Source organism: Psychroserpens sp. (assembly GCF_036960315.1).
Taxonomy (GTDB): Bacteria; Bacteroidota; Bacteroidia; order Flavobacteriales; family Flavobacteriaceae; genus Psychroserpens.
In genome coordinates this window covers 150,691-167,689 of sequence record NZ_JBALVR010000007.1, presented here as the reverse complement: position 1 = coordinate 167,689, position 16,999 = coordinate 150,691, and the positions used below count along the sequence as shown (strand labels likewise).

The 16,999-nt window shown below is 35.0% G+C and carries 9 protein-coding genes; 8 read left to right on the top strand and 1 reads right to left on the bottom strand.

Features of this window, described 5'->3' with window-relative positions:
* The first annotated feature begins 32 nt into the window (after positions 1-32).
* Positions 33-3,269: a S41 family peptidase gene (locus V7719_RS13045; RefSeq protein ID WP_335730362.1), complete on the top strand. Its 3,237-nt coding sequence runs from the start codon at positions 33-35 to the stop codon at positions 3,267-3,269.
* 265 nt (positions 3,270-3,534) lie between these two features.
* On the top strand, positions 3,535-4,281 hold the full coding sequence (locus tag V7719_RS13040; protein ID WP_335730361.1) for a hypothetical protein: 747 nt from the start codon (positions 3,535-3,537) through the stop codon (positions 4,279-4,281).
* A 171-nt stretch (positions 4,282-4,452) separates the two neighbouring features.
* On the opposite strand, the gene V7719_RS13035 is transcribed toward V7719_RS13040, so the two are convergent.
* Entirely contained in the window at positions 4,453-4,977 is a 525-nt protein-coding gene (locus V7719_RS13035) for a hypothetical protein (RefSeq protein WP_335730360.1), read from the bottom strand.
* A 128-nt stretch (positions 4,978-5,105) separates the two neighbouring features.
* Here V7719_RS13035 and V7719_RS13030 point away from each other — a divergent pair, with 128 nt between their 5' ends.
* From V7719_RS13030 to V7719_RS13005, 6 genes are all read left to right on the top strand, one after another.
* Positions 5,106-6,521 (top strand): alpha/beta fold hydrolase, encoded by a 1,416-nt coding sequence (locus tag V7719_RS13030; RefSeq protein WP_335730359.1) that lies wholly within the window; start codon positions 5,106-5,108, stop codon positions 6,519-6,521.
* A gap of 100 nt (positions 6,522-6,621) precedes the next feature.
* Entirely contained in the window at positions 6,622-9,453 is a 2,832-nt protein-coding gene (gene uvrA, locus V7719_RS13025; RefSeq protein WP_335730358.1) for an excinuclease ABC subunit UvrA, read from the top strand.
* A 32-nt stretch (positions 9,454-9,485) separates the two neighbouring features.
* Positions 9,486-10,175: a TIGR00730 family Rossman fold protein gene (locus V7719_RS13020; protein ID WP_335730357.1), complete on the top strand. Its 690-nt coding sequence runs from the start codon at positions 9,486-9,488 to the stop codon at positions 10,173-10,175.
* Positions 10,176-10,210: 35 nt separating this feature from the next.
* Positions 10,211-11,482, top strand: coding sequence for a hypothetical protein (locus tag V7719_RS13015; protein ID WP_335730356.1), 1,272 nt, complete (start codon positions 10,211-10,213; stop codon positions 11,480-11,482).
* A complete protein-coding gene (locus V7719_RS13010) occupies positions 11,479-14,319 on the top strand; it encodes a metalloprotease (RefSeq protein ID WP_335730355.1) in 2,841 nt (946 codons plus the stop codon). Before V7719_RS13015 ends, V7719_RS13010 begins: the two co-directional genes overlap by 4 nt.
* A 153-nt stretch (positions 14,320-14,472) precedes the next feature.
* Positions 14,473-16,884 carry an alpha-ketoacid dehydrogenase subunit alpha/beta gene (locus V7719_RS13005; protein WP_335730354.1) on the top strand — a complete coding sequence of 804 codons (2,412 nt, stop codon included), beginning with the start codon at positions 14,473-14,475 and terminating at the stop codon, positions 16,882-16,884.
* Positions 16,885-16,999 lie beyond the last annotated feature (115 nt).

The window sequence follows — 16,999 nt, the reverse complement described above, 5'->3', positions numbered from 1 at the left end:
TATATTTAGGTACAAAATAATCCAGCTAAAATATGAAACAATTAATTCTAGCCTTTGTAGGCTTGTTCGCTATTAGTGTTTATTCCCAAACCAAATTATTACGCCAACCAACATTGCATGGTAATGATGTGGTATTTGTCTATGCCAACGACCTTTGGAAAGCTTCAATTAATGGTGGCACTGCGATTAGACTCACCAGTGATGATGGTTACGAATTAAATCCCCATTTCTCAAACGATGGACAATGGATTGCCTTTTCAGCTCAATACGATGGTAATCTAGACATATTTGTAGTACCCGCATCAGGAGGTGAACCAACACGACTCACCTACCATTCCTCTGCAGATTTTGTGCAAGGTTGGACACCTGATGGTGACATCTTATTCCGTTCAAATCGCGAAAGTCACCCTACACAAAACAATAAATTCTTCACAGTATCTCTTAAAGGAGGCTTACCTATAGCTTTAGATATTCCTCGAGCTGCTTTTGGAGAAATTTCAGCAGATGGTAAACATGTAGCCTATACACCAATCACAGGTTGGGATCCAGAATGGCGAAACTATCGTGGTGGTCAAGCGATGCCGATTTGGATTGTCAATTTAAAAACAAAAGAACTCATCACCACACCACAACCTGACAAAGAACGTCATCTCGACCCTGTTTGGGTTAATGGTATTGTATACTATTTATCAGAACGTGATTACACCAGTAACATCTGGTCTTTCGATCCAAAAACAAAAGCTGAAAAACAACACACATTTCATAAGAAATTTGATGTAAAAAGTTTAGATGCAAACAAGGACATAATAGTGTACGAGCAAGGCGGATCACTACATACTCTAAATCCTTCAAACGGAAACACAAAAACATTAAACATAGAGGTCAAAGCCGATTTAAACTTTTCGCGTACACGATGGGAAAATGTTACTGGCCGACAATTGTCGAACGCTAAAATTTCGCCTAACGGAAAACGTGCCATCTTTGAACATCGCGGCGAAATATTTACAGTCCCTAAAGAAAATGGAACATGGAGAAACCTTACTAATTCTTCTGGCATTGCAGATCGTGCGCCTATTTGGTCTCCAAAAGGTGATAAAACTGCTTGGTTCTCTGATAAAAGTGGTGAATACCAATTAGTATTGGCCGATCAAGATGGTCAAAATCAAGACTACATTAAATTAACTAATAACACCTTTTACTTTCAGCCAGACTGGTCACCAGATGGAAAATATCTAGCTTATACGGATACCGATTTCAATATTTGGGTTATTAATTTAGAATCTAAAAAAGCGATTATTGCAGATACCGATGGTTATGCACATCCAAATCGTTCTATGAATCCTGTGTGGTCACCAGACAGTAAATGGATTGCCTATGCGAAACAAAATAATACGAGTTTCAAGTCGATTTATGCCTACAATGTAGATTCTAAAAAAGTGATTCCAATTACAGATCCTATTGCTGATGCGATTAGTCCAATTTGGGATGCTTCAGGGAAATATCTATATACGTTGGCAAGTACAGACTACGGATTAGCAACAGGCTGGCTTGATATGAGTTCTTATGATCCAGATACAACGCGTAACTTATATGCTGTTGTGTTAAACTCAAAAGATAAAGCACCTAATCACATTAAAACAGATGAAGAAACTTCTGCAGAGAAAGACGACAAACCTTCCGAGGACAAAAAAGATGATAAACCTTCAGCCATAACGGTAACTATTGACACCAATGGATTGTTTGACAGAGCTGTTGCAATGAGTCTTCCTAATGGGAATTATGTCTCACTTGCGAAAGCGCCTAAAGGACATGTATTTGTTGCTGAAGCTGAAGACAATGGCTTAAAAATTCACAAATTTGATACCGAAAAAGATGAAGCTAAAGATTTTGTAGATGGTATTGATGACATGATTATTTCCGAAGATAGAAATTCAGCATTGATTAATAAAAACGGACAATGGGCAATCTCTAAAACCAAAGGAAAACCTGATTTTTCAAAAGATAAAATCAACACCAACCTTAAACTAAAATTAAATCCGAAAGAAGAATATCACCAAATTTTTAAAGAAGGCTGGCGTTTTATGCGTGATTTCCTTTATGTAGATAATGTACATGGTGCGCCTTGGGATGATGTGTACAAATGGTATTCGCCTTGGATAGATCATGTACGTCATAGAACCGATCTTAATTATGTCGTAGATATTATGAGTGGTGAAGTTGCTATTGGGCACTCTTATGTGTCTGGTGGTGATATGCCAAATATCGATATTGTACCTGTTGGATTATTAGGAGCAGATATCAAATCGTCAAATGGCAACTATCAAATTACCAAAATTTTTAGTGGTGAACGCTGGAATCCAGGAACAGAAGCTCCATTGGCTCAACCAGGAATCAATATCAACGAAGGGGATTATATTTTAGCAATTAACGGACAAAAATTAACTGCAAATACGAATCCGTATCAATTATTAGAACAAACTGCTGGGCGTGAAATCAATATCACATTTAATAGCAAAGCCTCTATGGATGGTGCACAAACAGCTTTAATTAAACCTGTTAGTAGCGAACGTAATTTACGATATGTGGATTGGGTTGAAGGTAATCGTCGCAAGGTAGATGAATTGTCTAACGGAAAATTAGCATACGTGTATGTGCCAAATACTAGCGGTCGCGGATTTACATCTTTTAACCGTTACTATTTCTCGCAGCAAGACAAAAAAGGTGCGATTATAGATGAACGAAATAATGGTGGTGGTTCGGCAGCAGATTATATGATTGACATTATGAACCGCAAGCTCTTCGGATATTTTAATAGTAAGACCAATACCAACAGACCATGGACAACACCAATGGCCGGAATTTGGGGTCCAAAGGTGATGATTATTAACGAACGTGCTGGATCGGGTGGTGATCTTCTTCCTTATATGTTTAAAAAAGCAAATATTGGAACTTTGGTTGGTACCAGAACTTGGGGAGGATTAGTTGGAACATGGGATACACCGCGTTTTATTGATGGCGGACGAATGGTGGCGCCTCGTGGTGGATTTTACGATGTCGACGGAAATTGGGCAGTTGAAGGCGAAGGAATTGCTCCAGATATTGAAGTCATTCAGCATCCGAAACTAGTAACTCAAGGTCGAGATCCGCAATTGGAACGTGCTGTTGAAGTAGCCATGAAACAACTGAAAAATAACGAATTTGAACTCATGCCAGAACCTGCTGCTCCTATACGCTCTAAACGCCCAGAAGGTTATAAAAACGACAACTAATATCAATAAATATTGTATCAAAAGGCAAAATCTCAATGGTGGTTTTTAATGGCAACTTTACACATGTACTTCTAAAAAAAGCAAAAACAGGTGAATTTAGTGGAAGTATTGAACAGTACTAACCTACGGAAGAAGAAATTGTATTTGCTAAAGGAATAAAAGAAAAATTGAAATAATTGTCATTCTGAGCAAAGTGAAGAATCTCATGCTAGTTGAATATATTCTGTCATTCCGTACTTGATGCAGAATCCATTAATCCGTACATTTGAAAAAACAATCTAAAGTGCCAAAACCAAATAAAATTCTAAAAATAATTGGAGGAATCATAATATTCTTCACCTTACCCACACTACTATTTTTCGCATTTATGTATATCAAATATGACGAAGACTTACCGATTGGAGAACAAGGGCAAGCAGCAGATCAGTTAGCAACCCAAATGCTAGATGTACTTAATCACGATGCTTACAAAACCACAGATTATATAGAATTCACATTTAAAAAGCGTCATCATTTTAAATGGTTTAAAGCAGGAAATACTTGCGAGGTCTATTGGAAAAATATTAAAGTCGAATTGGACTTAGTCAATCACAATAATTCTCATGTTTACATATCTGAAGAAAAATATATAGGCAATGAAACCATAGATTACATCAAAAAAGCAGTAGATCTTTTCAATAATGACACGTTTTGGCTTGTTGCACCTTATAAAGTTTTTGATCCTGGTGTAGAACGTAGACTCATAAAAACAGAAGATAATAAAGACGCATTATTAGTGACTTACACTAATGGAGGTTCAACACCTGGAGATTCATACTTGTGGCATTTTGATGACAAAGGGAAACCAAAAAGCTATCAAATGTGGGTAGATATTTTACCTATTGATGGTTTAGAAGCCTCATGGAGTGATTGGAGCACAACTGATACTGGAGCACAATTACCAAGCTTTCATAAATTGCTGTTTATGGGATTAGAGATTGATGATGTTAAAACTGGACCAGTCTTCGATTGACAGTATTCAGTGAAAAACATTACACAAAGATTCACAAAAGCAGACACAAGGTTTCACAGTGGGATTTAGCGACTAAAATAGTGTTTAGATGAAAGACATCTTCACACTTACTTATGAATCCCTATTGTTCTTATCAAAAAAGACTTTTTTAAAAAGCATAAATAAAGTTTACTAACTCTTCTGTCCTACAAACTGTTGAGACTTTAATTTAAACAGCACATTAAAAGTAGTTAAACTTCCGTAGCTACGTGTGATGTATTGTTGCAAATCTGCTTTTTCTTGTTCATCTAGATTCTTACTTGAATTGATTTTTTGTTCCATAACGCGCAGTCGATCACGAACCATAGTGATTTTATGAAAGAAACTATCAATTGTCAATTCTTTCCCTTGAAGACTCGTGTCACCAGCTTCCATGATGAGCTTTCCGCCTTTCCATTTATCAGCAATTGGAACAACTTCAGTCATATCACTCCAACGTTTTAAAATATGAACTAGACTACTTTCAACTTCAGAAAAACTAACCGTATCGACTTCATCTTCGCAGGCTTCAATGACTTCAAAATCGCTATCAATATCGATAGTCTCAAGTCCCTTGTCAATAAAGGTGACCCAATAATGCTTGGATGTAACATTTGTTACGACACCTTTTCCTAATTCGCTGTGGTTGATTCTTGAACCTATTCCTAATAATTGCATATGCTGTTAGAGTATTTGATGTTAATTTTAGCATAACAATGATACTAATAATGCTTAATATTTACTAATTTTATGAGATTACCAATCAAAATTCACAAACACTTTTCCAATTTGTAATTCTCACTAAAATGAAAAAAAATAAACTCCTATTATTGGTCTTAAGTCTTGGTATGTTTACATGTCAATCGCAAGAAGAACATAAATGCTCTTTTGAAAATGAAATCTCTGTCGCACATGATCTTTGTGGCTATGTCGAGGTTCCAAATAATTGGAGTAAAAAAGAAAATGGCAGCACTAGAATTGCATATGTCGTTATTAAATCAAAGTCCGAAAATCGCCAAGAAGACCCTCTAGTGTTTGTTCAAGGTGGACCTGGCGGAAGTGTTTTGCCTTCTGCTAATTCATATAGCAGATTGTCGTTAGATCAAGATCGTGACTATATCATGTATGACCAGAGAGGTATTGGTTTTTCTGATGCTATTTGTCCAGATTTGAGTGCTTCATTTTTGGATGTTATGAGAGCAGATATAACACTGAATCAAGAAGATGAGAAGCTTTTGGAGGTCAGTTCTGATTGTATCAAATCATTAAACGATCCGAATTTCAAAACCGCTTTTGGTACTGTGGAAAGCGCTAAAGATTTGGATGCGTTGAGGCAACATTTAGGCTATAAACAACTCAACCTTTTTGGAGCATCTTATGGCACACGATTATCCTTGAAATACATGGAATTGTTTCCTAAACATGTAAGGTCATCTATTTTATCTGGTTTATTTCCACCTGAAATTAGACTCTACGAAAACATCTATACTAATTTAAATCGCTCTATAGCAAAGTTATTTGATACCTGTGAGAAAGATGCAAATTGCTCTAGTAAATATCCAAACCTGAAAGAAAACTTTAAAGCGGTTTGCAAACAACTAGACCTTCAAGGACAAACATTTGAGATAGACAATTATAAATTGGTCATCAATAAGCAGGATTTCTTATTGCTAATTCAACAAATGCTATATAATAGACAAACTATCGCTGAGACACCAGCTTTTATAATGGCTTTTAAAAATGAAGATATAAATGCTGTTTCGTATGCCATTCAAGCTTTTACATCAAGATTGGGTCTTATTAATGTTGCCACATATTGGTCGATAAATGTTAAGGATGAAGGTGCTTTCAATAATACAAAAATGGTAGAAAAGGATGGCGAAAAGTATTCAAGTCTCACTAATGGTGTGAGTTTGTTTGCTTCAGATCCAGATGTTTTAAAATCATGGCCTTCACAAAACAATAAGAACACGAAAATGGAACCTGTAGTTTCAGATATACCAACACTTTTAGTAAGTGGTGAATGGGACCCTATTACACCACCATCAAACGCTAACAAAACATCAAAATCACTGAGCAATGTGAGTCATGTTATTTTCCCATCAGATGGTCATTGTCCTATTAATGCTTGTTTCTTCGGAATGGCAAAATCGTTTCTCAATAACCCTATGCAAAAAGTAGATGGCTCATGTGTGCAACCAAATCCAATTGTTTTCGATTAAGTATATTTTAACAATACACAAATGCTTCTGATTTACTTTTTAATCACAAAATCAGTACTTTTGCAACTTTGCTATCCAAACAAGCAATTCTCTATTATTTATGAGCAAATTTGACAATGCTATCGAGGTAAAAGGAGCCAGAGTGCACAACCTGAAAAATATTGATGTAACCATTCCACGAGAACAATTGGTAGTGATTACGGGTTTATCAGGAAGTGGTAAATCATCTCTAGCCTTTGATACGATTTATGCTGAAGGTCAACGTCGTTATATCGAGACGTTTTCGGCTTATGCTCGTCAGTTTTTAGGCGGACTTGAACGTCCGGATGTGGATAAAATTGACGGACTCTCACCAGTCATTGCCATTGAGCAAAAAACAACCAGTAAATCACCTCGATCTACTGTTGGAACAATTACTGAAATCTATGATTTTCTTCGCCTCCTTTATGCTCGTGCAAGTGATGCCTACAGTTATAATACTGGAGAAGAAATGGTGAGTTATAATGATGAACAAATCAAAGAATTAATTAAAGACAGCTACAAAGGAAAAAAGATAAACATCCTCTCTCCTGTCGTTCGTTCTCGTAAAGGACATTATCGTGAGTTATTTGAACAAATTGCTAAGCAAGGTTTTGTGAAAGTAAGAACAGATGGCGAAGTAAGGGATTTGGTTAAAGGCATGAAACTAGATCGTTACAAAAACCATGATATAGAGATCGTTATTGACAGACTTAAAATTGATGAAACAGATGATAATGATAAGCGTCTCTCAGAAACCATAAATACGGCCATGTATCATGGAGATGATGTACTCATGGTTTTAGATTATGACACTGACGAAACTCGCTATTTTAGTCGGAATCTAATGTGTCCCTCATCTGGTATATCTTATCCAAATCCAGAACCAAATAACTTCTCATTCAATTCTCCAAAAGGCGCTTGCCAAACTTGTAATGGTATTGGAACATTGTATCAAATTAATGAAAGAAAAATTGTTCCTGATGATTCGTTATCTATTAAATTGGGTGCTTTGGCTCCACATGGAGAACAAAAAAACAGCTGGATTTTCAAGCAGTTTGAAACGATTGCCCAACGCTTTGATTTTAGCTTAAGTGATCCTTATAAGTCTATTCCTAAAGATGCCAAGCAAATGATCATGTATGGTGGCAACGACAAATTCTCAGTAGAAAGTAAAACTCTAGGTGTGACTCGTGAGTACAAAATCGATTTTGAAGGTGTTGCTAATTTTATAGACAGCCAGTACAAAAATGCAGAAACGACTTCGCTTAAACGTTGGGCAAAAGATTATATGGATAAGGTGGAATGCCCAACCTGTGAAGGTTCACGATTGCGAAAAGAATCCTTATTCTTTAAAGTTAATGGTTTGAATATCGCCGAATTGGCACAAAAAGACATTGTTCATTTAGCCGATTGGTTTAATAACATCACTAAAAACTTAAGCGATAAGCAATTCAAAATTGCAGAAGAAATCATCAAGGAAATCAAAACGAGACTACAATTTTTATTAGATGTAGGTTTGGATTACTTGTCACTAAATCGAAGTTCTAAATCACTATCTGGTGGTGAGGCACAACGAATAAGGCTTGCGACACAAATTGGATCACAATTGGTTGGTGTCCTTTATATTTTAGATGAACCAAGTATAGGTCTACATCAACGTGATAATGAAAAACTCATCAACTCGCTGTTGTCACTTCGTGATATTGGTAATTCGGTGATTGTTGTAGAACATGACAAGGACATGATACAACGTGCCGATTATGTCATTGATATTGGTCCGAAAGCCGGAAAATATGGAGGAGAAATTATTAGTATTGGTAGTCCGGAAGAACTCTTAACTCATGATACCTTAACAGCAGATTATCTCAATGGGAAGAAAGAGATTCCTGTTCCGAAGAAACGACGTAAAGGCAATGGTAAAACAATTCAACTCAAAGGCTGTACAGGTAATAACTTAAAGAATGTTTCCGTAGAATTTCCGTTAGGAAAAATGATTGGTGTTACTGGAGTTTCTGGTAGCGGGAAATCGACGCTCATTAACGAAACACTTTATCCAATTATGAATGCCTATTATTTTAATGGTGTCAAAAAACCAATGCCATACAAAAGCATCAAAGGCTTAGAACATTGTGATAAAGTTATTGATATTAACCAGTCTCCTATCGGTAGGACACCTCGAAGTAATCCTGCGACTTACACAGGAACCTTTAGTGAAGTCCGCAGTTTGTTTGCTAAGATTCCTGAAGCCATGATTCGAGGCTATAAGCCAGGTCGATTTAGTTTTAATGTGAAAGGTGGTCGCTGTGAAACTTGTCAAGGTGGTGGATTAAGAGTGATTGAAATGAATTTCCTTCCAGATGTTTATGTCGAATGTGAAACCTGTCAAGGCAAACGATTTAATCGTGAAACTTTAGAAATTCGCTACAAAGGAAAATCGATAAGTGATGTTTTGAATATGACCATTACTGAAGGTGTAGACTTTTTTGAGCATATTCCGAAGATTCATAAAAAACTAAGAACTATTAAAGATGTCGGCTTGGGTTATATTACACTTGGTCAACAAAGCACAACACTTTCTGGTGGTGAAGCACAACGGATTAAATTGGCTACAGAATTAAGCAAACGCGATACCGGAAACACCTTTTACATTCTTGATGAACCAACTACAGGTTTACATTTTGAAGATATAAGAGTTTTAATGGTAGTTTTAAACGAGCTCGTTGACAAAGGCAATACGGTTTTAATTATTGAACACAATCTTGATGTAATTAAATTGTCTGATTATATTATCGATATTGGATATGAAGGAGGTCAAGGCGGCGGAGAAGTTGTTGCTAAAGGAACTCCAGAAGAGATTATAAAAGATAAAAAGAGTTACACTGCCAAATTTCTAAAAAAAGAATTAAATTAGCTGGTTGACTAAAAATTAAAGGAATACAATATATGAAAACAGAACAACACTATAAACGTTGGAATGCCATTAAAAATAATGACTCTTGGGCGATTTTTAAAATCATGGGAGAATTTGTAAATGGATACGAAAAATTAAGTAAAATTGGCCCTTGTGTATCAATCTTTGGTTCGGCAAGAACAAAGCCAGATCACAAATATTATAAATTAGCAGAGGAGGTTGCATCAAAAATTGTAGATCATGGTTATGGTGTCATCACAGGTGGTGGACCAGGAATCATGGAAGCTGGTAACAAAGGTGCACATATTGCTGGTGGAACTTCGGTTGGATTAAATATCGAATTGCCGTTTGAGCAACATGACAATCCATATATCGATAATGATAAAAGTTTGGATTTTGATTACTTCTTCGTGAGAAAAGTGATGTTTGTAAAATATTCACAAGGCTTTGTTGTGATGCCTGGAGGCTTTGGAACACTTGACGAATTGTTTGAAGCGATTACGTTAATACAAACCAATAAAATTGAAAAGTTTCCAATCATTCTTGTTGGTTCAGAATTTTGGGATGGCTTAATGGATTGGGTAAAAAGTACGCTTCTAGAAAAATTCTCTAACATTAGTGCCAAAGATTTAGATTTAATTCATGTAGTTGATACCGCAGATGATGTGATCAGCATACTTGATAAATTCTATAAGGAATACGGTTTGAGTCCGAATTTCTAATAGACACATATTAATATAATTTCAAGATTACCGCTATGATTAAGAAATTAACGTTAACCGCTTTTGCGTGTGTTTTAATGTTTCAGTCGCTTGTTGCACAGGAAAACTTAAAACTCATGTTTTATAATTTACTTAATTTTCCATCAGAAACTGCTGTTCCTAATCGATTAGATCAGTTACAACTCATTTTAGATGATTACAAACCAGACCTCTTTATGGTGTGTGAATTAAATAATCAAAATGGTGCAAATTCGATTTTGAATGTCATGCAATTTTTAAATCCCGATTATCAAAATGCTACCTTTCAATTAAACACATCTGATGATAGTGGAGGTAACCAGAACGATTTACAACAATTAATTTATTATGACAGTTCTAAATTTATTTTAGAAAGTCAAACCATAGTGACTACTATTTTTAGAGACTTTAATCATTATAAATTAAAGCTTAACTCTATAAACCAAGGCACTAATCCTGTATTTTTAGATGTAATTGTATGTCACTTAAAAGCATCTCAAGGTGAAGACAATGAAGATTTCCGTTTAGAAATGGTTCAGGATTTAACAACATATCTCAATACATTTCCTGCTAGCAGTAATATTATTTTGGCAGGAGATTTTAATATCTATAGAAGCTCAGAACCCGCATTTCAAGAAATTATTGATACAGCAAATGACAATTCTATAAAATTTGAAGATCCAGCAGATCGCATAGGAAATTGGCATACCAACCCGAGTTATATAGATGTATTCACACAATCCACCAGAACACAATCAGGTTTAGGAGGAAGCACAGGAGGTTTTGATGATCGTTTCGATTTTATAATGACGTCATCTTTTATGATGGTTGGCAACCCAGAACTATCATATGTTTCGGATAGCTATGCCGCTTATGGAAATAATGCCAATTCTAATTGCTTCAACAGAGAAATCAATTCTAGCAATTGCTCAGGAACCGACTATTCATTTACTATTAGAGATGCGTTGTACCATTTTAGTGATCACCTTCCAGTAACATTAGAATTACAAACCAATCAATCTTTAAGTATTCCTGACTTTTCCGAAGAACAAGCGATTACTATTTTAGGAACAAATATTGTAAATGATATACTAAAACTAAGAGCAAAACCCAGCTTAATAAATAATTGGTCACTTAGCCTTTTTAATAACATTGGGCAATTGGTGAAAACTGTTGACGTTAATAATACGTTAATATCTATAGATGCGACACAATTTGCAAATGGCATCTATTATATTACAAGTTCAAAATTTCAGTTTAAACCATTAAAATTTGTAGTTGCGCATTGAAACTAAATCGTGTTATAGGTAGTTTTCTCTTCTTTTGGAGCATCGCTTTATCTGGTCAAAATAGTATTGACCTGAGGGCATCTGTAGATGTATATACGAAAACTATAAAAATTAGTCAGCAGATCAAGTATCAAAACGCAAGTAATGACACCTTATCGACTATCTATCTCAATGACTGGAATAATGCCTATTCCACAAAAAACACTCCCTTGGCCAAACGATTTACAGAAGAGTTTAATGATAAATTTCATTTTGCCAAAAGTGAACAAAGAGGATTTACAATAATCACAAAACTGGAAGATAGTAATGCCAATGCCTTAAGTTTTTCTACGTTAAAAGCACATCCTGATGTCATAAAAGTAGATTTAGAAACACCGCTTCTCCCAAACGAATTTTATGACATCTCACTCCAATATAATGTGGTGGTGCCAGATGATAGTTTTACAGGTTATGGCATTAGCCCAAATAAAGATTTTAACCTAAAATATTGGTACATCACTCCTACTGTTTATGATGGAAAGTGGCAGTATTACAGCAACAAAAATTTAAACGATTTATACATTGCGAAAGCAGACCTAACATTTCAAATTGAATTCCCTCTTAGTTATCAGTTGATATCAGAACTCAACACTATAGATATCAAACAGACTAAAGACACGCAGACGTTTTTTTTATATGGAAAAGATCGCGTCAACACCCATTTGATATTGACCAAATTGTCTGGATTCAAATTTGTGCAAACCGATGATTTCACCCTTTTCTCCGATTTATCTACAAATGGTGTTCCCTCCGAAGAAAAAGCTATAATTACGGATAAGATAACCCGATTTATTACAGAAAACCTTGGCGAGTATCCTCATGAACGTTTATTGATAACCAAAAACGATTACAAGAAAGATCCATTATATGGTTTAAATCAATTGCCAGATTTTATTCGTCCTTTTCCAGATAATTTTCAATACGAACTTAAGCTACTTAAAACTGCTTTAAATAACTATCTAGAAAACACATTACTCATTAATCCAAGAAAAGATTATTGGATAAGAGATGCTATTCAAATTTACTTTTTAATGAAGTATATTGACGAATATTATCCAGACACCAAACTTTTGGGAACCTTAGCAAATATATGGGGAATTCGGTCATTTCATGCTGCAGACTTAGGATATAACGATCAGTTTAATTTGTTTTTTATGCAGATGGCACGAACAAATCTCGATCAGCCATTGACGACACCTAAAGACTCATTACTTAAATTTAATGCCAATATCGCTGGAAAATATAAGGCCGGAATCGGTTTACGGTATTTGGACGATTTTGTAAACGCCGATATTGTAGAAACCACCATTTACGACTATCTAAAAAATAACCAACTAAAACTTACAAACTCAACAGATTTCGAGAAACTTATCAAAAGTAAAACACAAAAAAATATTGATTGGTTTTTTAATGATTATGTAGCTACTAGAGAGAAGATAGATTTCAAAATTAAAAAGATTGAAAAGACTGAAGACTCAATTACATTAACTATAATGAATAAACGAAACAACAACATGCCTGTTTCGTTATTTGCGTTAAGTAATGATTCTATTGTCTCAAAATCATGGATAGAAAACATAGGTGAATTAAAGACGATAACAATTCCTAGAGATAGTATTGATAGACTAGCTTTAAACTACGACACTGCAATTCCTGAAATTAATTTAAGAGACAATTACAAATCCTTAAAAGGCTACTTTTTTAATAATAAACCCTTTCAGTTTAGACTCATAAAAGATGTTGAAGACCCAAACTATAACCAAGTATTTTTAATGCCTCAAATTGAGTATAGAAACATCTATGACGGTTTAACTTTTGGTGCGAAATTTTATAATAAAACCATTTTAAGAAAACGATTAAATTATAAAATTTCTCCAGTGTATGCAACCAAATCTAAATCTTTAACTGGTAGTAGCAGTGTGTCTTATACACACAACATTGAAGATAGAGACTTGTTCAATGTTACTTACGGAATCAACGCAAAATACAATTCATTTGCTGAAGATTCTTTTGTGACAATTTTCACGCCTAGTCTTTCGTTTGTATTTAGAGACAATGATGATTTTAGATCTGATCAACGACGATTTTTAAATTTAAGATATCTGAATATCTCCAGAGATGTTGGCGAAAATGCACTTATAGATGAACTTGCCGAAGAACCAGATTATAGCGTTCTAAATTTAAGATATGTAAGCTCTAAACCTGGTTTGGTAAATTTCAGCAAATGGTATTATGATGTACAATTTGCTAGAAAATTCGGAAAAATTGCAATTAATTACGAATACCGTAAACTCTCCGAACACAACAGACAATTTAACTTCCGTTTATTTGCTGGAACGTTTTTATATAACAATACAGACGCGTCTTCAGATTATTTTAGTTTTGCTTTGGATAGACCAACAGACTACTTATTTGATTATAACTATTTAGGACGATCTGAAGCTTCAGGAATATTTAGTCAGCAAATAATCATCGCCGAAGGAGGCTTCAAATCAAAACTAGAAACACCTTTTGCAAACCAATGGATAACAACTGCAAATGTGAGTACAACCATCTGGAAATACATTGAAGTTTATGGTGACATCGGCTTGGTAAAAAATAAAGGTCTAAACCCTGCATTTGTTTATGATTCAGGTATAAAATTAGATTTAGTTACCGATTATTTTGAACTCTATTTCCCTATATATTCTAACTTAGGATGGGAAATAGGTCAACCCAACTACGACCAGAAAATACGAATTAAATTCACAGTTGATCCTCAAGCCTTATTAGGTCTATTTAGGCGAAAGTGGTATTAACAAATTCTTAACTAAAAATCTATATTATTACAGATTTTTGATAATTTCATTGAAAATCACCGTTTTTTTTGATATATTCTCAATATTATAACAATCTACAACGTTGTAGCATTCGCAAAAAATAGCTAAGTTTGCAAAAGATAATTCACCACTATGCCAATTGAAACCAAAGCCACATCAAAAATGACTTTCGAAGATTTCAAAATTGAAATCTTAAACGATTACAAAATCGCTATGACCAGTAGAGAATGTAGTTTATTAGGACGTCGTGAAGTGCTTACTGGAAAGGCTAAATTTGGCATATTTGGAGATGGTAAAGAAGTGCCTCAGTTAGCTTGGGCTAAAGTATTTAAGAATGGTGATTTTCGTTCTGGATACTATCGTGATCAAACCTTTATGATGGCTATTGGAGAGCTAACCATCGAACAATTTTTCGCAGGTTTGTATGCGCACACATCGATTGAAGCAGATCCTATGAGTGCTGGTCGACAAATGGGTGGCCATTTTGGAACACATAGTCTTGATGACAATGGACACTGGAAAAATCTAACTCAACAAAAGAATTCTAGTGCAGATATCTCGCCTACCGCAGGTCAAATGCCAAGACTTTTAGGATTGGCACAAGCATCAAAAGTATATAGAAACGTCAAAGGTATAGATACCACCAACTTTTCTGTTGAAGGTAATGAAATTGCTTGGGGAACTATTGGTAATGCCAGTACAAGTGAAGGTTTGTTTTTTGAAACTATCAATGCTGCTGGTGTATTACAAGTCCCAATGGTAATTAGCATATGGGATGATGAATATGGCATTTCAGTTCATGCAAAACATCAAACTACAAAAGAAAATATATCAGAAATCTTAAAAGGTTTTCAAAGAGACGAAGACAATAACGGCTACGAAATTTTAAAAGTAAATGGTTGGGATTATTCTGCTTTAATAGAGGCCTATCAATATGCTTCTAAAATTGCTCGAGAAGAACATGTACCAGTAATGATTCATGTGGTAGAGTTAACGCAACCTCAAGGTCATTCAACTTCAGGTTCTCACGAACGTTACAAAAGTAAGAAACGCTTAGCTTGGGAAGTACAATACGATTGTATAGCACAAATGCGTATTTGGATGATTGCAAATAATTTTGCTACTGATGAAGAGTTAAATGCAATAGATAGAACGATAAAAAAGAAGGTTCGAGAAGGCAAAAAAGCGGCTTGGACTGCTTACTTAAAACCTGTTTTACAGGAACAAACTCAAGCATTAGAATTAATATCAGCAGTTGCCCAGATTAGTGCCAATAAAGTGTTCATTTCCAAAATTATTTCTGTTTTAAAAGACAGCAAAGAACCTGGTAGAAAAGAGGTCCTTTCGGCAGCTAGAAAAACCTTGCGTTATCTTGTTGGTGAGGAATCTAACGAAAAGACGACGCTTCAAAACTGGATTAACTCATATATAGCCGAAATTCAACCTAAATACAGTTCTCATTTACATAGTCAATCTAATCTGTCGGTTTTACAGGCTTTGGAAGTTAAACCAACCTATGATGATAATTCCGAATTAGTAGATGCCAGATTGATCCTAAGAGATAACTTTGATGCTATTTTCAATACGTATCCTGAAGCCTTAATTTTTGGTGAAGACTCTGGAAATATTGGAGATGTCAACCAAGGTTTAGAAGGACTACAAGAAAAGTATGGTGAATTAAGGGTAGCGGATGTCGGAATTAGAGAAGCAACAATTCTTGGACAAGGTATTGGAATGGCAATGCGTGGTTTGCGACCAATTGCTGAAATTCAATATCTAGATTACATTTTATATGCATTACAAATCATGAGTGATGATTTGGCGACTCTCCAATACAGAACTAAAGGAAAACAAAAAGCACCTTTAATTATTAGAACTCGTGGTCATAGATTGGAAGGTATTTGGCATTCTGGCTCGCAATTAGGAGGTGTCATCAACCTTATTAGAGGAATACATGTTCTGGTACCAAGAAACATGACTAAAGCTGCTGGCTTTTACAATACGCTTTTAGAATGTGACGAACCAGCACTCATTATAGAATGTTTAAACGGTTATCGCTTAAAAGAAAAAATGCCAAATAATATTGGTGAGTTTAAAACACCAATTGGTGTTGTTGAAACTGTCAAAGAAGGTACAGATATTACTTTAGTTTCGTACGGTTCAACGCTAAGAATTGTTGAGCAAACTGCTAAGGAATTGCTCGAAGTTGGTATCGATGCTGAAGTTATTGACGTTCAGTCGTTACTACCTTTCGATATTCATCACGATATCGTTAAAAGTGTTGCAAAAACGAATCGCTTGATGGTTATTGATGAGGATGTTCCTGGAGGAGCTTCAGCTTATATACTGAACGAAATATTAAATACTCAAAATGCATTTCAGTATTTAGATAGCCAACCGAAAACATTAACTGCTCAGGCACATCGTCCAGCCTATGGAACTGATGGTGATTATTTCTCTAAACCTTCCGCTGAAGATATTTTCGAGACGATTTATAGTGTAATGCACGAAATGAGTCCTATTGATTTTCCGAAGTTAAGATAGATATATCACATTTTAAATAGTATTAAAACCTTCCATAAAACGGAAGGTTTTTTTGTTTTAGAAGGTATAAACTGACATAAATCATGAATTATCAATTCTATATTCCATAACTTTA